Annotated in this window: 22 protein-coding genes and 1 tRNA gene; 12 read left to right on the top strand and 11 right to left on the bottom strand. The window is 68.3% G+C overall.

Going from position 1 to position 19,732, the window contains the following annotated elements:
- Positions 1–22 precede the first annotated feature (22 nt).
- Positions 23–418 carry a hypothetical protein gene (locus tag BM145_RS01810; RefSeq protein WP_093330507.1) on the top strand — a complete coding sequence of 132 codons (396 nt, stop codon included), beginning with the start codon at positions 23–25 and terminating at the stop codon, positions 416–418.
- A gap of 23 nt (positions 419–441) precedes the next feature.
- Here the strand turns inward: BM145_RS01810 and BM145_RS01815 are convergent, their stop codons facing one another.
- The 4 genes from BM145_RS01815 to BM145_RS01830 form a co-directional block, all read right to left on the bottom strand.
- Entirely contained in the window at positions 442–963 is a 522-nt protein-coding gene (locus BM145_RS01815; protein ID WP_093330510.1) for a CinA family protein, read from the bottom strand.
- Positions 964–998: 35 nt separating this feature from the next.
- Positions 999–1,964, bottom strand: coding sequence for an endolytic transglycosylase MltG (gene mltG / locus BM145_RS01820; RefSeq protein WP_093330512.1), 966 nt, complete (start codon positions 1,962–1,964; stop codon positions 999–1,001).
- 102 nt (positions 1,965–2,066) lie between these two features.
- Positions 2,067–3,326, bottom strand: coding sequence for a beta-ketoacyl-ACP synthase II (gene fabF, locus BM145_RS01825; RefSeq protein WP_093330515.1), 1,260 nt, complete (start codon positions 3,324–3,326; stop codon positions 2,067–2,069).
- A gap of 101 nt (positions 3,327–3,427) precedes the next feature.
- Entirely contained in the window at positions 3,428–3,664 is a 237-nt protein-coding gene (locus BM145_RS01830; RefSeq protein ID WP_055843503.1) for an acyl carrier protein, read from the bottom strand.
- A 147-nt stretch (positions 3,665–3,811) separates the two neighbouring features.
- Between BM145_RS01830 and BM145_RS01835 the strand changes: the two genes are divergently transcribed.
- Complete coding sequence (locus tag BM145_RS01835) at positions 3,812–4,999, top strand: glycosyltransferase family 87 protein (RefSeq protein ID WP_245738996.1); 1,188 nt, start codon at positions 3,812–3,814, stop codon at positions 4,997–4,999.
- Here BM145_RS01835 and fabG read toward each other — a convergent pair.
- Genes fabG through fabD form a run of 3 tightly spaced genes read right to left on the bottom strand, consistent with a single transcriptional unit; the run spans position 4,974 to position 7,130 of the window.
- Positions 4,974–5,711: a 3-oxoacyl-[acyl-carrier-protein] reductase gene (gene fabG / locus BM145_RS01840; protein ID WP_093330517.1), complete on the bottom strand. Its 738-nt coding sequence runs from the start codon at positions 5,709–5,711 to the stop codon at positions 4,974–4,976. The two genes, BM145_RS01835 and fabG, sit on opposite strands and share 26 nt — an antisense overlap.
- Position 5,712: 1 nt before the next feature.
- A complete protein-coding gene (locus BM145_RS01845) occupies positions 5,713–6,138 on the bottom strand; it encodes a GxxExxY protein (RefSeq protein ID WP_093330519.1) in 426 nt (141 codons plus the stop codon).
- Positions 6,139–6,170: 32 nt separating this feature from the next.
- Positions 6,171–7,130: an ACP S-malonyltransferase gene (gene fabD, locus BM145_RS01850; RefSeq protein ID WP_093330522.1), complete on the bottom strand. Its 960-nt coding sequence runs from the start codon at positions 7,128–7,130 to the stop codon at positions 6,171–6,173.
- 188 nt (positions 7,131–7,318) lie between these two features.
- Here fabD and BM145_RS01855 point away from each other — a divergent pair, with 188 nt between their 5' ends.
- From BM145_RS01855 to rplI, 4 genes are all read left to right on the top strand, one after another.
- Positions 7,319–7,660, top strand: a complete 342-nt coding sequence (locus tag BM145_RS01855; RefSeq protein ID WP_093330524.1) for an RcnB family protein — start codon at positions 7,319–7,321, stop codon at positions 7,658–7,660.
- Between the two features lie 158 nt (positions 7,661–7,818).
- Positions 7,819–8,247: a 30S ribosomal protein S6 gene (gene rpsF, locus BM145_RS01860; protein ID WP_093330527.1), complete on the top strand. Its 429-nt coding sequence runs from the start codon at positions 7,819–7,821 to the stop codon at positions 8,245–8,247.
- The gene (rpsR, locus tag BM145_RS01865; RefSeq protein WP_007403456.1) at positions 8,247–8,471 is read left to right on the top strand and encodes a 30S ribosomal protein S18; all 225 of its coding nucleotides are present in this window, start codon (positions 8,247–8,249) and stop codon (positions 8,469–8,471) included. The genes rpsF and rpsR overlap by 1 nt, the downstream gene beginning before the upstream one ends.
- A gap of 12 nt (positions 8,472–8,483) precedes the next feature.
- Positions 8,484–9,077 carry a 50S ribosomal protein L9 gene (rplI, locus tag BM145_RS01870; RefSeq protein ID WP_093330531.1) on the top strand — a complete coding sequence of 198 codons (594 nt, stop codon included), beginning with the start codon at positions 8,484–8,486 and terminating at the stop codon, positions 9,075–9,077.
- 123 nt (positions 9,078–9,200) lie between these two features.
- Here the strand turns inward: rplI and BM145_RS01875 are convergent, their stop codons facing one another.
- Both BM145_RS01875 and mutL read right to left on the bottom strand, forming a co-directional pair.
- Positions 9,201–9,536 (bottom strand): VOC family protein, encoded by a 336-nt coding sequence (locus tag BM145_RS01875; RefSeq protein WP_093330534.1) that lies wholly within the window; start codon positions 9,534–9,536, stop codon positions 9,201–9,203.
- A 213-nt stretch (positions 9,537–9,749) separates the two neighbouring features.
- The gene (gene mutL, locus BM145_RS01880) at positions 9,750–11,519 is read right to left on the bottom strand and encodes a DNA mismatch repair endonuclease MutL (protein WP_093330537.1); all 1,770 of its coding nucleotides are present in this window, start codon (positions 11,517–11,519) and stop codon (positions 9,750–9,752) included.
- Between the two features lie 141 nt (positions 11,520–11,660).
- Here mutL and BM145_RS01885 point away from each other — a divergent pair, with 141 nt between their 5' ends.
- The 6 genes from BM145_RS01885 to BM145_RS01910 all read left to right on the top strand — a co-directional run bounded on the left by BM145_RS01885 (position 11,661) and on the right by BM145_RS01910 (position 17,486).
- Complete coding sequence (locus tag BM145_RS01885) at positions 11,661–12,701, top strand: rod shape-determining protein (protein WP_093330540.1); 1,041 nt, start codon at positions 11,661–11,663, stop codon at positions 12,699–12,701.
- 26 nt (positions 12,702–12,727) lie between these two features.
- Positions 12,728–13,621: a rod shape-determining protein MreC gene (locus tag BM145_RS01890; RefSeq protein WP_093330542.1), complete on the top strand. Its 894-nt coding sequence runs from the start codon at positions 12,728–12,730 to the stop codon at positions 13,619–13,621.
- Positions 13,618–14,130, top strand: a complete 513-nt coding sequence (gene mreD, locus BM145_RS01895; protein ID WP_093330545.1) for a rod shape-determining protein MreD — start codon at positions 13,618–13,620, stop codon at positions 14,128–14,130. The genes BM145_RS01890 and mreD overlap by 4 nt, the downstream gene beginning before the upstream one ends.
- A complete protein-coding gene (mrdA, locus tag BM145_RS01900; protein ID WP_093330547.1) occupies positions 14,127–16,208 on the top strand; it encodes a penicillin-binding protein 2 in 2,082 nt (693 codons plus the stop codon). Before mreD ends, mrdA begins: the two co-directional genes overlap by 4 nt.
- Positions 16,209–16,267: 59 nt before the next feature.
- Complete coding sequence (rodA, locus tag BM145_RS01905) at positions 16,268–17,314, top strand: rod shape-determining protein RodA (RefSeq protein ID WP_425441074.1); 1,047 nt, start codon at positions 16,268–16,270, stop codon at positions 17,312–17,314.
- A 96-nt stretch (positions 17,315–17,410) separates the two neighbouring features.
- A tRNA-Lys gene (locus BM145_RS01910) sits at positions 17,411–17,486 on the top strand.
- 254 nt (positions 17,487–17,740) lie between these two features.
- Here the strand turns inward: BM145_RS01910 and BM145_RS01915 are convergent.
- Entirely contained in the window at positions 17,741–19,036 is a 1,296-nt protein-coding gene (locus BM145_RS01915; protein WP_093330552.1) for a mechanosensitive ion channel family protein, read from the bottom strand.
- Positions 19,033–19,707 (bottom strand): eCIS core domain-containing protein, encoded by a 675-nt coding sequence (locus BM145_RS01920; RefSeq protein ID WP_093330555.1) that lies wholly within the window; start codon positions 19,705–19,707, stop codon positions 19,033–19,035. The genes BM145_RS01915 and BM145_RS01920 overlap by 4 nt, the downstream gene beginning before the upstream one ends.
- Between the last annotated feature and the right edge of the window lie 25 nt (positions 19,708–19,732).

The following is a 19,732-nucleotide window of genomic DNA, read 5'->3' on the forward strand; positions in this document are numbered from 1 at the left end:
GCAATCCGACAAGGGGGTCAACATGGCCGATCTGAAATTCGAACTCGGCTTCGATGAAGAACACTATATCCAGTTGATCCATGTGCGCGGCCTCTGGGATCAGGACCAGTTCACCCGGTTCGCGACGGCGATCACCACCATGGTCATCACCCTCGCCGGGCGCGGTCGTCCTTGGGACGTGCTGATCGACGCCCGCGAGTTCGCCGTGCAGCAGCCCGCCATTGCCGACGCCTTCCAAGCGCTGCTTACCCGGGGTCGAGAGGTCAACACCGGCTACACCGCCATTCTCGTCGCCTCCATGCTGGCGAAAATGCAAACGGAGCGCGTGTTGCGCCACGAGCGACTGCGCGTACTTTTCGATCGGTCCGAAGCCATGGCTTGGTTGATCGAACGCCGCGCGGCGGTGACGGCGAGCTGACGCGTGTAGCGGCGACGAATCGATCAACCGCCGCCCGCGTCCGCCACCACTGCCGCCATCAGCGCCACCGCCACCTTCAGCGCCGCGATCCGCACCGCGCCCCTGCCGACATCGCCGAAATGCTCCACCCGGTGCACCGTCGCCCGTCCCGTCCGCGCGCAGGCGAAATGGACGAGGCCCGGCTCATCGCCCGGTGCGCCCTCACCCGCGAAGCCGGTGACCGCCAGCACCACCTGCGCGTCCGACGCGGCGAGCGCCCCTTGCGCCATCGCTACCGCCACGTCGCGGCTCACCGCACCGCAGCGCGCGATCTGTTCCGGTGCCAGCCCCAGCAGCTGGCATTTGGCGTGCTCGCTATACACCACGAAGCCGCGATCGAAGACGTGGCCATAGCCGTCGACGTCGGTCAGCAGCGACGCCAGCATCCCGCCCGTGCAACTCTCCGCCGTCGCCAGCATCAACTCGCGCTCGTGCGCCTCGCGCAGCAGCGCCTCGGTTGCGATCTCCAGCTCGGTCGGCAGCGCCTCGGTCAACGTCTCCGTCATGGCGCCATCAACCGGAAGCGGCGGGGCGAGTTCCCTTACATCTCACCGCGTTGGCGGCGGATCGCGTACCAGCGCTTCACGTTGGCGTTGTGCTGCTCCAGCGTGTCGGCGAACACGTGGCCGCCGGTGCCGTCGGCGACGAAGTACAGTGCACGGCTCCGCGCCGGATCGAGCACCGCGTCGATCGAGGCGCGCCCCGGATTGGCGATCGGCCCGACCGGCAGGCCCGGACTGGCATAGGTGTTGTACCCATTCTTCGCCCGCAGCTCCGACTGGCGGATGCGACGCCCGAGCGGCCGCCCCTTGGTGATCGGGTAGATGACGGTGGGATCGGCCTGCAGCGGCATGCCCAGCCGCAGGCGATTGCCGTAGACGGCGGCGACGGTGCGCCGCTCGGACGGCTTGCCCGTCTCCTTCTCGACGATGGAGGCGAGCACGATCGCCTGCTCGGGGCTGCTCACCGCGATGCCGGGCTTGCGCCGCCGCCACGCCGCGGCGAGATAATCGGCCATCGCCTTCTGCATCCGCGCGACCACGGCCGCGCGCGTATCGCCGCGCTGATAGGCGTAGCTGTCGGGCAGCACCGATCCCTCGCGCGGCACCGCGACGGTCCCGGTCAACCCGTCCGCGCGCATCACGGCGTCGTGGACCAGGACGGACGGCAACCCCTCCGGCACCGCCACCAGCCGCTGGCGCACCTTGCCCTCGGTCAGCAGCGCCCAGATCGCGCGCTGGCTGGCTCCGGCGGGAAGCTGATACTCACCCGCCTTGATCGATCCGCCATTGCCGAACGCCCGCGCCAGCAGCCGGAAGCGCGAGGCGGAGCGGATCGCCCCCGCCTTCTCCAGCTCGGTCGCCGCCCGCGCGACGCTCGCGCCCTCGGGAACGACGACCGTCAAGGGCCGTGCGGCCGGGCCGCCACCGGCCCACATGTTGGTCGCCACCAGTGCCGCCACGACCAGCGCGGCGATCAAGAGGACGAGGCAGCCTAGTTTGCGCATTCACACCCTCCGTCATGCCGGGCTCGTCCCGGCATCCAGGATCACGAGCGATAGCGCTGCTTGGCTCTGGATGCCGGGACAAGCCCGGCATGACGACAAAGATCAGACCGACCGCATTACCAGCGACGCATTGGTGCCGCCGAAGCCGAACGAATTGTTCAGCACCGCGCGCACTTGCCGCTTCTTGGCTTTATGCGGCACCAGGTCGACCCCGACGCAGCTGTCGCTCGGATTGTCGAGGTTCAGCGTCGGCGGCACGATCTGGTCGCGCAGGGCCAGGATGCAGAAGATCGACTCTACCGCGCCCGCGCCGCCCAGCAGGTGGCCGATCGCCGACTTTGTCGACGACATCGACACCGTCGCCATCGCCTCGCCGAACAGCCGCCGCACCGCGCCCAGCTCCAACTCGTCACCCATCGGGGTCGAGGTGCCGTGCGCGTTGATGTAATCGATGTCGCCCGGCTCCAGACCGGCTTTCTTGAGCGCCATCTGCATCGACCGGAACGCGCCATCGCCGTCCGGATGCGGCGCGGTGACGTGATACGCGTCGCCGGTCAGGCCGTAGCCGATCACCTCGGCGTAGATCTTGGCCCCCCGCGCCTTGGCATGCTCATATTCCTCCAGCACGACGATGCCCGCGCCCTCGCCCATCACGAAGCCGTCGCGGTCCTTGTCATAGGGGCGGCTCGCCTTCTCGGGCGTGTCGTTGAACCCGGTCGACAGCGCGCGCGCCTGCGCGAAGCCCGCGATGCCGAGCGGGCAGACCGTGCCCTCGGCGCCGCCCGCCAGCATCACGTCGGCATCGTCCATCGCGATCATCCGCGCCGCGTCGCCGATCGCGTGCGCGCCGGTCGAGCAGGCGGTCACCACCGCGTGGTTGGGCCCGCGCAGACCGTACTTGATCGATACCTGGCCGGAAATCAGGTTGATGAGCCGCCCGTGCACGAAGTGCGGCGAAACGCGGCGCGGCCCCTTCTCGTGCAGCACGATCGACTCGCTCTCGATCCCCGGCAGCCCGCCGATGCCCGATCCGATCGAGCAACCCGCGCGCCAGCTCTGCTCCACCGTCATCTCCGTCAGGCCCGCATCCTCCAGCGCCTGACCGGCGGCGTCGATGCCGTACACGATGAACGGATCGACCTGGCGCTGGACCTTGTGGTCCACCCGCTTGCCCGGATCGAAGCCGTATTCATGGTCCTTCGGCTTTACCTCGCAGGCGATCTTGCAGACCTGGTCCGCCGCGTCGAAGCGCGTGATCGGCCCGGCGCCCGACTTTCCCGCCAAGATGTTCGCCCAGGCGGTCTCGACGTCCGCGCCCAGCGGCGTGACAAGGCCCAGACCGGTGACGACGACACGCCGCATGTTCAAAACTCCACCCTGCTCAAACGTCGAACGGCTCCCCGCCTCCTCAACCGGGGACGGGAAGCCGCTCGTGTATCCGTGCCCGTAGGCCGTATGCTATCTTACGACTTGTGCTCGTCGATATAGGTGATCGCGTCCTTCACGGTCGTGATCTTCTCGGCGGCGTCGTCGGGGATCTCCACGCCGAACTCCTCCTCGAACGCCATCACCAGCTCGACGATGTCGAGGCTGTCGGCGCCCAGGTCGTCGATGAAGCTCGCGTCCTCGGTGACCTTGTCGGCCTCGACGCCGAGATGCTCGACGACGATCTTCTTCACGCGGTCGGCGGTCTCGCTCATGGTATTCCCTCTTCGTACTTGGGTGTTTCCTGAACGCACGTAGAACGGGGTCCGTTGCGTGGCAACCCCGCCGACGCGAGCCCGGCGCCGCGTTAACCGTCGCTTACCGCAGCGACGTTATCGCAAGGCAACGGGGATGACGGGGTGATGAGGCTGAGGACGGACGATTGGGTCACGGCACCGCGCGCCCGCGCCGTCGCGCTCGCGGTGCTGCTCGCCACCGTGCTGATGATCGGGGCGCTCGCCTGGGAGGCGCACGGCACGGTGGACGCCTGGGGGCGGCCGCTCGGCACTGACTTCTCCAACGTCTGGACCGCCGGCTGGATGGCGGATCACGGGCAGGCGGCGAGCGCGTGGGACTGGTCCCGCCATCACGCGGTGCAACGCGCGCTGCATGGGCCGCGCGTCCCCTTCTACGGCTGGCACTATCCGCCGCCCTTCCTGCTCGTCGCCGCGCTGTTCGCCCTGCTCCCCTATCTGGCGGCTCTGATCCTGTGGCAGGGGGCGACGCTCACCGCGGCGGTCGCCGTTGCCTGCCGCATCGTGCCGGGTCGTACCACCGTGCTGGTGGCGCTCGGCTTCCCGGCCGTGCTCGTCTGCCTGGGGCACGGGCAGAACGGCTTTCTCACCGCGGCGCTGCTCGGCGGCGGACTGCTGCTGCTCGCGCGCCGGCCGGTCCTTGCGGGGGTGCTGATCGGCTGCCTCTGCTACAAGCCGCAGTTCGCGCCGGTGCTGCCGGTGGCGATGCTGGTCGGCGGTCACTGGCGCGCCATCGCCGCCGCCGGCGCGACGGTGATGGCGCTGGTCGCCGCCACCACCGCGATCTGGGGCGTCGCCGTCTGGCACGCCTTTGCCGGGTCGCTGGCGCTCACCCGTACCGTGATCGTCGAGCAGGCGGATACTGGCGCCTACAAGATCGTCAGCGCCTTCGCCGCCGTCCGCCTCCATGACGGGCCGGTCGCGCTCGCCTACGCCGTCCAGGCGGTGGCGAGCACCGCCGCGATCCTCGGCATCGTCGCATTGCGCGCCGCACCCGCGCGCGTCCGCTACGCGGCGGTGGCGACCGGATCGCTGCTCGCCACCCCGTACGCCTTCGACTACGACACCGTGGTGATCGGCGTCGCCATCGCCTTTCTGGTCGCGGAAGCGGCGGTGACCGGGTGGCGCGATGGCGAGAAAAGCGTGCTCGCCCTCGCCTATCTCGCACCGCTGGTCGGGCGCGCGACGGCGCAGGCAACCGGCGTACCGCTCAACCTGCTCGCCATCGTCCTGCTATGGGTGGTGACGATGCGCCGCGGCCTCGCCCCCATCACACCATCGCCATGCCGCCGTTGACGTGGATCGTCTGCCCGGTGACGTAGCCCGCCTCACGGCTGGCGAGGTAGACCACCGCCGCGGCGATGTCCTCGCCCGTGCCCAGGTCGCCTGCCGGGATGCGGCCGGTCAACGCCGCCTTCTGCGCCTCCGGCAGCCCGTCGGTCATCGCCGAGCGGATGAAGCCGGGCGCCACGCAGTTAACGGTGATGTTGCGGCTGGCCAGTTCCTGCGCCAGCGCCTTGGACATGCCGACCAGGCCCGCCTTGGACGCGGCATAGTTCGCCTGCCCTGGATTGCCCGTCTGCCCGACGACCGAGGTGATCGACACGACCCGCCCGAACCGCGCCTTCATCATCGGCTTGGCGGCGGCGCGGATCAACCGGAACGCCGCCTCCAGGTTGACGCGGATCACCTGATCCCACTCGTCGTCCTTCATCCGCATCGCCAGATTGTCGCGCGTCACGCCGGCGTTGTTGACGAGAATGTCGAGCTTCCCCAGCACCTTGACCGCCTCCGGCACCAGCGCGTCCACCTGACCCGCATCGGACAAGTCGCACGTCAACGCGACATGATCGCCACCCAGGCCGCTCCGGAAGCTCTCCAGCTTGTCGGCGTTCGACCCCGATACCGCCAGCCGCGCCCCCCGCGCCGCCAGCCCCCGCGCGATCGCCGAACCGATCCCGCCGGACGCGCCGGTAACGAGGGCGGTCATGCCTGTGAGATCGAACATGCTATTCTCCGTTGTTGTTCACGCGGAGACGCGGAGACGCGGAGGAGCGATGGCCGTTGACGATCCGTCGCACTCCCTCCTTGAGCGTCGCGCCACCGAAGTTGATAAGCAGCCCTACAGGCTGTCCGGTCAGGCGAAGGTAGGTCAGTAGTTGTTTGCCATGAGCGGCATTTAGCCGCTCCACCGATTTGATTTCCACCAAGAGACGATCGTCGACGAGCAGGTCGATGCGAAACGCAGCCTCGAAGCGCAAACCATCGAATTCAATGTCTACCGGTCGTTGCCGCGCGACGTAATATCCGAGACTGCACAGCTTTCCGGCGAGCACCATCTCATAAACGCTCTCCAGCAGGCCGGGTCCAAGATCGCGGTGCAGCTGCAAGGCTACGTTCAGCACGTCACCGCTGATCTCATCGATACTTTTCACTTCTTCTCCGCGTCTCCGCGCCTCCGCGTGAACTAAAGCTTCTTCACCAATCCCTCCACGTCGTCCATCGTCACGACGCTCACCGCCTCGACATCCGGCGCGATGCGCTTGACCATGGGCGCCAGCACCTTGCCGCCGAACTCGACGAACTCCGTCACCCCGCCTTCGACCATTGCCAGCACCGACTCGCGCCAGCGCACCATGCCCGTCACCTGCGCGACGAGCGCCGTGCGCACCTGACCCGGATCGGCGATCGCCACCGCGTCGACGTTGCAGGTCAGTGGCACCAGCGGCGCGGTGATCGTCGCCTCCGCCAGCGCCGCGTCCATCGCGTCCGCCGCGGGCTGCATGAGCGGACAGTGGAACGGCGCCGACACCGGCAACAGCACCGCGCGCTTGGCGCCGAGTTCCTTCGCCAGCGCCACCGCCCGCTCCACCGCCGCGCGGTGGCCGGAGATCACCACCTGAGACGGATCATTGTCGTTGGCGACGGTGCAGACCAGCTCCTCGCCCCCCTCCGCCAGGATCGCGTTGACCGCCGCGCCGGCGATCGTGCGTGCCTTGTCGAGGTCGGCGCCGAGCAGCGCCGCCATCGCCCCCTCGCCCACCGGCACCGCCGCCTGCATCGCGCGCCCACGCAGCTTCAGCAATCGCGCCGTCGTGGAAAGATCGAAGGCGCCTGCCGCGCATAGGGCAGTATACTCGCCCAGCGAATGGCCTGCGACGCCGTCCGCCTTGTCGGCCAGCCGCACGCCGCCCTCCTGCTCCAGCACCCGCAGCGTCGCGATCGCATTCGCCATGATCGCCGGCTGCGCGTTCTCGGTCAGCGTCAGCTCGTCGGCGGGGCCGTCGGTCATGATGCGGAACAGATGCTGGCCCAGCGCCTCGTCGACCTCCTCGAACACCGCGCGGGCGGCCGGACTCGCGTCGGCGAGGGCGCGGCCCATGCCGACCGCTTGGCTGCCCTGTCCCGGGAAGATGAACGCACGCATCGGGCTCTCCTGTTATCCGTGTCGCGCGCCCTTACGGTTCGTGACCCCGCCCCGCAACCTGAACGCACCTCGCCCGTTTGCGACACTCGGCGACGGTTTGGCAGGATTGCTGTCAGACCTCCGCGACAATCGCCGCCCATATGGAGTGGGACGCCGCGTATCCGGCGCCTGAACAAGGGAGTATCGCCATGAAGAAGTTCCTCCTCACCGCCATCGCCGCCACCGTTGCGGTCGGCCCGATCGCCGTCACGACCGCCGAGGCGCAGACCCGCCAGACCACCGTCGTGCGCGAGCGGCCGAACGGCACCGTGGTCACCCGCACCACCACGCGGACGAACGGGTACCGCAATTGGCGCACCGGCCAGCGCTTCGACCGCCGCTACGCGCGCGACTATCGCCGGGTGAACGACTGGCGCGGCTATCGTCTCGCCGCCCCCGGTCGTGGCCAATATTGGGCGCGCTCGGGCCGCGACGCGGTGCTGGTTCGCCCCAACGGCACGATCGTGAGCGTCCGCACTCGCGTGTTCTGACACGCTTGTAATCCACGCGCTTTCGGTTAAGAAAGCACCAGCTTGAGGGCGGAGGGCTGATGCTCTTCGCCCTTTCGCGTTGAATTACGGGACGACAGTCGGAGGGGCGGTGCGCATGGGGCGTCCGTCAGCGATCGGCCAACAGTGAGAAGAGACGCATGGCTCTATACGAGCACGTGTTCCTTGCGCGCCAGGATCTGGCACAGGCGCAGGTGGACGCGCTGGCGGAAGCCGCCACCAAGATCATCACCGACAACGAGGGCAAGGTCGTGAAGACCGAGACCTGGGGTCTGCGTTCGCTGGCGTATCGCATCGCCAAGAACCGCAAGGCGCACTACGTGATGCTCGAGATCGACGCCCCCGGCAACGTCATTGCTGAGCTGGAGCGCCAGACCCAGATCAACGAGGACGTGATCCGCTACATGACCGTCAAGGTCGACGAACTGGAGCAGGGTCCCTCGGCCATGATGCGCAAGCAGGAGCGCGACCGCGAGCGTCGCGGCGAGCGTGAAGGTGGCCGTGACGGTGCGCCGCGTGGTGATCGCCCCGATCGTGCCCCCCGTCGTGACCAAGAGGAGGCCGCATAATGGCTCGTCCGTTCTTCCGCCGCCGCAAGAGCTGCCCCTTCTCCGCCAAGGATGCTCCCCGGATCGACTACAAGGACGTGCGCCTGCTCCAGGGCTTCGTGTCCGAGCGTGGCAAGATCGTGCCGTCGCGCATCACCTCGGTGAGCGCCAAGAAGCAGCGCGAGCTCGCCCAGGCGATCAAGCGCGCCCGTCACCTGGGCCTGCTGCCCTACGTCGTTAAGTAAGGAGTCCTAGAGATGGACGTCATTCTGCTGGAGCGCGTCGAGAAGCTCGGCGCCATCGGCGACGTGGTGAAGGTGAAGGACGGCTTCGCCCGCAACTTCCTGCTGCCGCGCAAGAAGGCGCTGCGCGCCAACGAGGCGAACCGCAAGGTGTTCGAGGCCAACCGCGCGCGCATCGAGGCCGACAACGCCTCGCGCCGCTCGGATGCCGAGAAGGACGCCGGCTCGTTCAAGGACGCGTCGGTGACGCTGATCCGCCAGGCGTCGAACACCGGCCAGCTCTACGGTTCGGTCGCGGTCCGCGACCTGATCGAGGCGCTGGAGGCCAAGAAGCTCAAGGTCCAGCGCAGCCAGATCGTGCTCGACAAGCCGATCAAAGCGATCGGCCTGTACGAGGTCAAGGTCGCGCTGCACCCAGAAGTGTCGGTGATCGTCAAGGTCAACGTCGCCCGCTCGCCCGAAGAGGCCGAGATGCAGGCGTCGGGCGTCGACGTCATGGCGTCGATGTTCGAGCGCGACGAGGCCGGCTTCGTCGAGGCTTACGATCCGAACGCGGAGCCCGGCGCCACCGCCGAGGCTCAGCCGAGCGAGGAGCAGGCGCAGGGCTGACGCCCTCGCCGCCTCGACTGGAAACGAGAGAGGCCGTCCGGAGTGATCCGGGCGGCCTTCTTGCATCGGGGCGGACGCGGAAACGCGCTGGCCGCGACCGATGGGATGCATGATCGCGGGCGGTCAGTCCGCCTGCATGATCGCCAGTTCCAGTCCGTTCGGATCGAGAAAATGGAAGCGTCGGCCGCCGGGAAATCCGAAGATCGGCTTGCTGATGCGGCCACCGGCACGTTCCACCGCGGCGTATGCCGCCTCGAGATCGTCGACCAGCACCACCGGCAGCGGCGCGGCGCTCGCCTCGCGCCCGTCACCTTGCAAGCCGAGGTCGACATCGCCGGTCGTGGTGGATGAGTAGCTCGGGCCGAAATCGGTCAGCTCCCAACCGAACACGCTGGCGTAGAAGGTTCGGGCCGCACCGAGGTCGCCCGCGGGTAGCTCGATGAAGTTGATCCGGGCCATGGCTGATCTCCTATCCTCGGCGGCGACCGCTTGGCAGCATCGGCCACGCCGTCGCTTTCCTACAAACCCGCTGACCGCTATAAGCGGCGAACCAGAATCGATGCCGCTCTTTTTCAGGGCAGAAATGGAAACGATGTCGCCTGCGAGTTTCGTTCCAGGGGTCAATCGAGTCAAGCAAATCGCGGCGGCGTAGCGTCCAATCGAAACGTCCGTTCAGCGCCGCCCGAACAGCTTCTCGATATCCGCGTGCGCCAGCTTCACCCAGGTCGGCCGGCCGTGGTTGCACTGACCCGAATGCGGCGTCGCCTCCATCTCGCGGAGCAACGCGTTCATCTCCGCCACCGACAGGATGCGGCCCGCCCTGACCGAGCCGTGACACGCCATCGTCCCCGCCACCGCGTCGAGCCGTTCGCGCAAGGAGAGCGCCTCGTCGAACGCGGCCAGTTCGTCCGCCAGGTCGGCGACCAGTCCCGCCGGATTTGCCTGGCCGAGCAGCGCCGGCGTGGCGCGGACCAGCATCGCCCGTGCGCCGAACCGCTCCAGCTCCAGCCCGAAATCGGCCAGTTCCCCGGCCCGCGCTTCCAGCCGGTCGCAGGCGGGCTCGTCCAGCTCGACGACCTCGGGCAGCAGCAACGCCTGCGCCGCCACGCGCCCGTGGCGGAGCGCCGCGCGCATCCGCTCCAGCACCAGCCGCTCGTGCGCGGCGTGCTGGTCGACCAGCACCAGCCCGTCCTCGGCCTCCGCCACGACGTAGGTCTTCGCGACCTGCCCGCGCGCGACGCCGAGCGGGTGCACGGCGGTCTCCGGCGGCGGTGCCCAGGCGGGCTCGGCCCGCGCGGCGGGCGGCGCGGTGAAGAAGGTCGGGCGATCGCCTACCAGGCTCGTCACCCCCGGTGGAGCAATTCCCTCCACCGCCCAGCCGTCGCCGGGGTGACGCTCGCGAGAAGGCTCCGGCGTCCACGCCGCCAGTGCCGCCTCGCTCGGCCGCTGCACCGCGCGATGGCCCGCCTCGTCGAGCGCCCGGCGCAGGCCCGACACGATCAACCCGCGCACCAGCGCCGGATCGCGGAACCGCACCTCGGTCTTCGCCGGATGGACGTTGACGTCCACCTGTTCGGCCGGAACGTCGAGGAACAGCGCCACCACCGCGTGCCGGTCGCGCGGCAGCATCTCGGCATAGGCGCCGCGGATCGCGCCGATCAGCAGCCGATCCTTGACCGGCCGACCGTTGACGAACAGGTACTGGTGATCGGCGATGCCGCGATTGAACGTCGGCAGCCCGGCGACGCCGCCCAGCACCATGCCCTCCCGCACCAAATCGATCGCCACCGCATTGTCGGCCAGCGCCCGGTCGGTCAGCGCCGCGACGCGCGCTGGCCGGTCGTCCGCCGCGCTCGCCGTCAGTGCGCGCCGCCCGTCATGGTCGAGCGTGAAGGCCACGTCCGGCCGCGCCATCGCCAGCCGCCTGACCGCATCCAGGCAGGCGGCGTATTCCGCCCGGCCCGAGCGCAGGAACTTGCGCCGCGCCGGCACGCGCGCGAACAGCTCCTCCACCACCACTCGCGTACCGGGCGGCAGGGCGGCGGGCCCCTCCGCGGCGAGCGCGCCGTTGTCGACCACCCGTCGCCAGCCGTCCGCCGCCGCCGGCCGACTCTCCAGCGTCAGCCGCGCGACCGACGCGATCGACGGCAGCGCCTCGCCGCGAAACCCCAGCGTCGCCACCGCCTCGATATGCTCGTCGGGCAGCTTGGAGGTGCAGTGCCGCTGCAGCGCCAGCGCCATCTCCGCCGGGGCCATGCCGCAGCCGTCGTCGACCACCTCGATCCGGTCGAGACCGCCGCCGGCCAGTGACACCGCGATGCGCCCGGCGCCCGCGTCGAGCGCGTTCTCGACCAGTTCCTTCAACGCGCTGGCGGGCCTTTCCACCACTTCACCGGCGGCGATACGGTTGACCAGATGCTCGGGGAGACGGCGTATTGACACGGGCCGGGCTGTAGACCAAGCGAACCCATCCCGCGACCCCGCAAAGCATATCCCGGATGCCCGATCGACAGGCCTGCGGCGGACCTTCGCGAGACCATCACGTCGCCCCCCAGCGGCGCAACCGATCTGGACCCGCGCTCGATGCAATTGCCCCGCTTCCTGAAATTCATGTCCCACGACATGGCGATCGACCTCGGCACCGCGAACACCGTCGTCTACGTGCGCGGTCGCGGCATCGTCCTCAACGAGCCGTCGGTGGTGGCGGTGGAGACGATTAACGGGGTCAAGCGGGTCAAAGCGGTCGGCGACGACGCCAAGCTGATGATGGGCAAGACGCCCGGATCGATCGAGGCGATCCGCCCGCTTCGCGACGGCGTCATCGCCGACATCGACGTGGCCGAGCAGATGATTAAGTATTTCATCCAGAAGGTGCACGGCCCCCGCCGCTTCGCCCGCTGGCCGGAGATCGTGATCTGCGTCCCCTCGGGCTCCACCAAGGTGGAGCGCCGCGCGATCCGCGACGCCGCGTCGAATGCGGGCGCCAGCCAGGTGTGGCTGATCGAGGAGCCGATGGCCGCCGCGATCGGCGCCGACATGCCGGTGACCGAGCCGATCGGCAGCATGGTGGTCGACATCGGCGGCGGCACCACCGAAGTCGCGGTGCTGTCGCTCCGCGGTCTCGCCTACACCACGTCCGTCCGCGTCGGCGGCGACAAGATGGACGAGGCGATCGTCTCCTATGTCCGCCGCAACCACAACCTCCTGATCGGCGAGGCCACGGCCGAGCGGATCAAGCAGGAGGTCGGTTGCGCCAAGCCGCCCGCCGACGGCATCGGCACCGTCATCCACATCAAGGGCCGCGACCTCGTCAATGGGGTGCCCAAGGAGATCCAGATCAACCAGGGCCAGGTCGCCGAAGCACTGTCGGAGCCGGTCGCGACGATCGTCGAGGGCGTCCGCGTGGCGCTGGAGAACACCGCGCCCGAACTCGCCGCCGACATCGTCGATCAGGGCATCGTCCTGACCGGCGGCGGCGCGCTGCTCCAGGGGCTCGACGAGGTGCTGCGCGACGAGACCGGCCTGCCGGTCACCGTCGCCGAGGACCCGTTGACCTGCGTTGCCCTGGGCACCGGACGCGCGCTGGAGGACCCGCTGTTCCGCGGCGTCCTGCAACTGAGCTGATCCACTTCGACGAAGGATAGCGGCGCATGGCGCCTGCGGGCGATCGTCGCACGGGCTTCTCGCGGCGGCGGCAGTACGGGATCTTCATCGGCTACGTGCTCGCGGTCGCGGGCGCGGTGGTCGGTGCGGTGCTGCTCGTCGTCAGCAGCTTCAACCCGCCGCTGTTCGCCGGCATCCGCATGGGCGTGGCGAGCGTGACCGCGCCGATCTCGGGCGGCCTCGCCACCGTCACCGAGGCTGCGGCGAGCGTGCCGGAGGCGATCAACGGCTGGCTGTTCGCGCATGCCGAGAATGCCGCCATGCGCCGCGAACTCGCCGCCGCCCGCCCGCTTCTCCAGCGCGCCCGCGTCATCGCCTACGACAATCGCCGCCTGCGCGCGCTGCTCGCGGTGCGCGACCGCACGCCCGATCCGGTGGTCACCGCCCGGCTCGTCAGTTCCTCGGCATCGAGCGGCCGCCGCTTCGCGCTGCTCGACGCGGGGCGGTTCAGCGGCGTCCTGCCCGGCATGCCGGTGCGCGGCCCCGAGGGGCTGGTGGGGCGCGTCCTCGAAACCGGCCCTGCCGCCGCGCGCGTGCTGCTGCTGAGCGATCCGGAGAGCATCGTGCCGGTGCGCCGCAGCCGCGACGGCCTTCCGGCCATTGCCATCGGCCGCGGCGACGGCGCCGTCGACATCCGCTCGGTCAACGCCACCGACGTCCGCTTCGCCGCCGGCGACGTGTTCGTCACCTCGGGCATCGGCGGCCTCTACGCGCCCGGCATCCCCGTCGCGCGCGTCGCCGCTGCCGGAACCGACTCGGTGCTCGGCCGTACCTTCGCGCAGCCCGACACGTTCGACTTCGCGCTGGTCGAGCGCGTGTTCATGCCGCTCCCCGCGGCTCCCACACCCGCCGCCGCCGCCCCGACGGACCCGGCCCCGTGACGCTCACCGATCACGATCCCTTCGCGCAGCCGCTGCCGCCCGGCCGCGCCCGCGCCCTTCCCTGGGCGACGGTGATCGGCGGGTCGACGATGACGATCGTGCCGGTGATCGCCGCGGTGCCGATCCTGCCGCCCCTTGGCCTGCTGGTGCTGCTCGCTTGGCGGCTGCTCGCCCGCTTCGCCCTGCGTCCCTGGGCGGCGGCACCGCTCGGCTTCGTCGATGATCTGCTGAGCGGCCAGCCGCTCGGCTCGGCGGTGCTGCTCTGGTCGCTGTGCTTCCTCGGCATCGACTTGGTGGAGCGGCGACTGGTCTATCGCGATTTCTGGCAGGATTGGCTGATCGCCGCCGCCGCGATCATGTTCTGCCTCGCCGGCGGTCGCGTGCTGGCCGTGCCGCTCACCGCTCATGTCGACGGCGCGATGCTGGCGCAGGGGTGTGCGGCGATCCTGCTCTTTCCCCTCGCCGCGCGTCTGGTCGCCTGGATCGATCGCAAGCGGGGCATGGCATGAGGCGCCCTCCCCGCATCGTCAGCGAAGCGATGCAGACCGCCAGCTTCTCGCGCCGGGCCTGGCTGCTCGGCGCCGCGCAGGCGGGCGTCGGCGTGATGCTCGCCGGCCGGATGGCATGGCTCTCGATCGCGGAGAACGAGCGCTACAACCTCCTTGCCGAGTCGAACCGGGTCAACGCCACGCTCATTCCGCCGCGACGCGGCTGGCTGATCGACCGCCACGGCCTGCCGATCGCCAACAATCGTACCGACTTCCGCGTCGACATCCTGCCCGACCGGCTGCGCGACGACGAGCGTGTCATCGCGCTTCTCGCCCAGATCCTGAAGCTGCCGCCCGAGGAGGTTGCGCGCCTGCGCATCGATCTCGAACGAGCGCCCGGCTTCCAGCCCGTCCAGGTCGCCGAGCGACTCGACTGGGAGCGGTTCGCCGCGGTCAGCGTCCGCTTGCCGGAACTGCCCGGTGTGCAGCCGACACGCGGGTTCGCGCGCCACTATCCGCTCGGTGCCGCGGTCGCGCATCTCACCGGCTATGTCGGCGCGCCGACGGCCGAGCAGTTTAAGGAAACCCGCAATCCGCTCTACGTCACCCCCGGGTTCAAGCTGGGCAAGGACGGGTTGGAGAAGATGCTGGAGGATCGGCTGCGCGGCCAGCCCGGTGCCAAGCGGGTCGAGGTCACCGCGCGCGGCAAGCTCGTGGCCGAACTGGCGACGCGCCCCGACATACCCGGCCGCAACGCCCGGCTGACCATCGACGCAGGGCTACAGGAATATGCCGCCCGCCGGCTCGGCACTAATTCGGGCTCGGCGGTGGTGCTCGACTGCCGCACGGGCGAGATGCTGTGCATGGTGTCCATGCCCGCCTACGACCCCAACAGCTTCTCCGACGGGATCAGCCATCTCGAATGGTCGATGCTGTCGGAAAACGATCACGTACCCCTGATGAACAAGGTCACGCAGGGGCTCTATCCGCCGGGATCGACCGTCAAGCCGATGAATACGCTGGCCTTGATGGCGGCGGGAGTGGCGCCGACGGAGCGGGTCTTCTGCTCGGGCGCGATGCGCGTGGGGACCGGCGTGTTCCACTGCCACAAGCGTGGTGGTCACGGTCCGGTGGACATGAAGACGGCGGTGGCCCAATCCTGCGACATCTATTTCTTCGAGATGATCCGCCGCCTCGGCTACGACAAGATCGCGCCGGTCGCGCGTGAACTGGGCCTGGGGCGGAAATTCGACCTGCCCTTCTCCACGCAGCGCTTCGGCACCGTACCCGACTCGGCCTGGAAGCAGCGCAAGTACAAGGATCGCTGGACGATCGCCGACGGCCTGAATGCCTCGATCGGCCAGGGCTATGTCCTCGCCAACCCGCTGCAACTGGCGGTGATGGCGGCGCGGATCGCGTCGGGGCGCGCGCTCCAGCCGAGCATCCTCGCCGATCACGTGCATCACGACGCGCCTGCCCTGCCCTTCCAGTCCGAACAGCTTCAACTGGTCCGCGAAGCGATGTGGGCGGTGGTCAACGGCGGCGGCACCGGCGTCGCGTCGCGCCTTCAGATACCCGGCATGAGCATCGCCGCGAAGACCGGCACCGCGCAGGTCCGCCGCATCACCATGGCGGAGCGGCGCGCGGGCGTGCTCAACAACGGCCAGCTTCCCTTCAAACTGCGCGACCACGCACTGTTCGTCTGTTTCGCACCTTATGAGAATCCGCGCTACGCCGCCGGCATCGTGCTGGAGCACAACGGCCATACCATCCGGAACCTGGACACGCCGCTGATCGGCCGCGACATCATGACCTACCTGCTCGACCGCGAGCGAGCGCTGAAGAGCCTAGCCGAGGTCGAGCCGACCTGGGGCGGCGACATCCAGACGCGCATGGCCGCCGAGGCCGCCGCCTATCGTGCCGAGCACGCGCCCGCACCCGCCGCCGCCGCGACCAAGACCGACGCCGTCGTCCCCACCGACGCACCCGCCGTGGAGGCCGCGACCGACTTGGCCAACCGCACGCAGGAGACGCTCGCCACCGACGGTCCGAGCGGCGAGACCCCGGCAGAGCAGGGCACCACGGAGAACAGCCAGTGAGCAGCCGCTTGCTGCCCGAACCGCTCGCCCGCCTGCCCTGGCGCGTGCTGCTGCTGGTGATGGCGATCGCCCTGTTCGGGCAGGTCGTGCTCTACTCGGCGGCGGGCGGCAGTATCCGGCCATGGGCGTGGTCGCAGGGTATCCGCTTCTTCGTCCTTCTCGCCGCCGCGCTCGCCGTGTCACGCGTGCCGGAACGTTCGTGGAAAGCGATCGCCCTGCCCGCCTACGCCGCCATCGTCCTCGCGCTGGTCGCGGTGGAGGCGCTCGGCGCTGTGCGCGGCGGCAGCCAGCGCTGGCTCGATCTCGGCTTCATCCGCATCCAGCCATCGGAGTTCATGAAGCCGGCGATCGTCCTCGCCTGCGCGAAGTTCTACGACATGCTGCCCGCTGCCGAGACCCGGCGGTTCGGCGCAGTGTGGCCCGCGGCGGTGCTGATCGGCGTTCCCGCAGGCTTGGTCATGCTACAACCCGATCTCGGTACCGCGCTGATGATCTGTGCGGGTGGTGCCACGGTCATGTTCCTCGCCGGCATTCCCCTGCGCCTGTTCGTCGGCGGCGCGCTCGGCGTGATGGTGGCGATACCGCTCGCGTTCACCTTCTTCCTGCACGATTACCAGCGAAACCGCATCCTGATCTTCCTCGACCCGGAGAGCGATCCGCTGGGCACCGGCTATCACATCAGCCAGTCCAAGATCGCGATCGGCTCGGGCGGCATCTGGGGCAAGGGCTTTCTCCAGGGCACGCAGAGTCATCTCGACTATCTGCCGGAGGGGCATACCGATTTCGTCTTCGCCACCATGGCGGAGGAATGGGGGCTGGTCGGCGGCTGCCTGCTGATCCTTGCCTTTCTGCTGGTGATCCGCTGGGGGATCGAGGTCGGGCAGCGCGCGAACACTCGCTTCGCGCGGCTGACCGCGGCAGGGCTGGCGACGACGATCTTCTTCTACGTCGCGATCAACTTGATGATGGTGATGGGCCTCGCCCCCGTCGTCGGCATCCCGCTACCTCTGGTCAGCTTCGGCAGTTCCGCGCAGATGACGGTACTGCTCTGCCTGGGCATCCTGATGTCGATCGACCGGGAAAATCGTCGCGCCGCACGGTGGTAGGCGAAAAAAGGGTTTGCACGGACGCGCACCTTTGCTAACGGCGCGCTTCCCGACGCGGGGGCCGCCCACCAAGGCGCCGCCTACCCACCCGGTCACGGACGCATAGCTCAGTTGGTAGAGCAGCTGACTCTTAATCAGCGGGTCCTTGGTTCGAGCCCAAGTGCGTCCACCACCTTTTCAATGACTTAACAGGCGCCGCCGCCCGCCCTTGAATAGGCCGGGTAACGCTCGGGGTAACGCGGCCGGTGAGCCGCTAGAATCACTCGCGAACCCCAGGAACCGATAAGCCCTACCACGCAAGCTGACTGCTCTATGCGGGCGCGTCGCCAGCGGGCACGCCTTGACGAAGACGGGGGAGCGACGATCCTTCAGTCTTCGATGGATCGCAGGATCAAAGCGACGCCTAGCGCAGCCGACCGACTGAAATCACGAGCCCTGCTCGAGCACTCGGCCGTCAGAGCTCGGTAATGAACGGATGTGCACGTCACTCTGCGGATAGGGGATTTCAATCCCGTGCTCCTGGAACAGAAGCCACAGCCGGTTGAGAATATCAGATTGTACGTTCCCGACCCCGGCCTCGGGATCTTTGATCCAAGCAAGAATGTCGTGATCGACCGAGCTGTCTCCGAAGCCGCGCAGCCAGACCGTCGGCGCCGGGCTCTTCAGCACGCGCTCCGCAGCAGTCGCGGCCTCGATCATCAGCTTCTGCGCAAGCGGCAGGTCGCTCGAGTAGGCGATACCCACAGGAATGTGGATGCGGACATTGCGGCTCGAGTAAGACCAGTTCTCGACGGGCTCAACCATAAGCTGCTCGTTGGGGATCAGGTGCTCCTTGCCGTCGCGCGTGACGACCGAAACCGCACGGACACCGATTTTGGTGACCTGACCGAACGTCTCGCCCACAACGATCACGTCACCCGGTTTTACCGAACGGTCCATCAGAAGGATGAGCCCGGATAACAGGTTGCCAACCGTCTTCTGCAGTCCGAAGCCCACGGCAAGCCCTAACGCGCCCGAGAACACCGCCAGCGCTGTGAGATCGATGCCAAGCAGGTCGATGCCGATCAGCGCGGCTACGACGATGACGGCAATCCCGGCGAGCTTCTGGACCAGCGCGCGCTGCGACACGTCAAGCCGCGTGAGACGCCCGATGGAATGGGTCAGCACTCGGTTCGCCAGTCGCGCGATCGCGAAAAGCACCGCTATCACGACAACGGCGTTGACGACGCCGAGCAAAGATACTCGTCTCGTCCCCACCGTAACGCTAGCCCGGTCTAGTGTGGCGAGCAGCGGCTGAAGGCCGCCAAGCGACCCGGCTGCTGCGACGACAAAGACGACAGCCGCGATTAGCCAGGCATATCCGGAGCCCAGTCCCGCCAGCCTGACCAGCGCATAGGCGAGTCGCGCGACTGCCACGCCCAGCGCCACAGCGACAAGCACTAGGGCGAGCGGACTCGCCGTAAAGAAGGGCAGCGACAGCAACAGCGCAAGGGCGGCCAAAAACATGCCCACGATGGCAACGCCGGACCGGTACGCATCCCCCTCTGCCCGGCCAGCCCATCGGTGCACCAACGCCGTGAGCCTCGGACCGGCGCGCTGGCCGATCCACCACCCCACTGAAAAGGCAAGGACGACCACCGCAATCGCACCTGCAATCGCGGTTACGTCAGGGTCGGTCGGGATCGGCAGGCCTTGTGCGCGTAACCACGGCACTGGGCTCATATGTCATCTCCTGGGTGTCGGGGGCGAGAGGGCACTGTTCGCTTCCAAACCTCGCGTGCGATGATGGCGGCATTGTCACGCGCCTGTTGTTCCAGGACAGGCCAAGAGCCTACATAGAGTCGGGCGAAGCGATCGATGCCGACTTCCTCATACTGGCGAACATGGACGAGCTCGTGCGCCCATAGCTGGACGTCCTTGGCTGTGTTTGGATTGCTGAAGACCACCACCTCGTCCAGCGTGACGGCGCCTTCGCGGTAGTACCAGCCGGCGAGAACAGTACCGAGGCTGATCCGTCTTCCCGCCGTTGTCCATCGAACCCGTCGCAAAGTATGCGAAGGAAAGTAGTCTTTCAGAGCTTCGGCAATAGCCCGCGGTATCGGTTGTGGCGATGCAGTGCGGGCTTGGCGTCGGGAGAAGCGGATCGCTTGCGCCAATGCCACGCCGCCAAATCCAGAAGTCTTATCCTCGATCGCATGCCCGATCCGCTCTACCCCTTTTCGGCTCGATCCTAGTAGGCTCTCGAATTGACGCCCGCTGATCCTTAGGTGCACCGGGATATGATTTTGCGCGCCCGTGAGCCGCACTCCGGGCGCTAAGAACATGGTGAACAACACCGCGGCGAGCAACGCCACGGCGACCAGGATTGTCGCGCGAGGCCGTCCCTTGCCCATTTATGCGACCTTCCCCGGAGCAGTC

It is taken from the genome of Sphingomonas rubra (assembly GCF_900115745.1).
Classification (GTDB): Bacteria; Pseudomonadota; Alphaproteobacteria; order Sphingomonadales; family Sphingomonadaceae; genus Sphingomonas; species Sphingomonas rubra.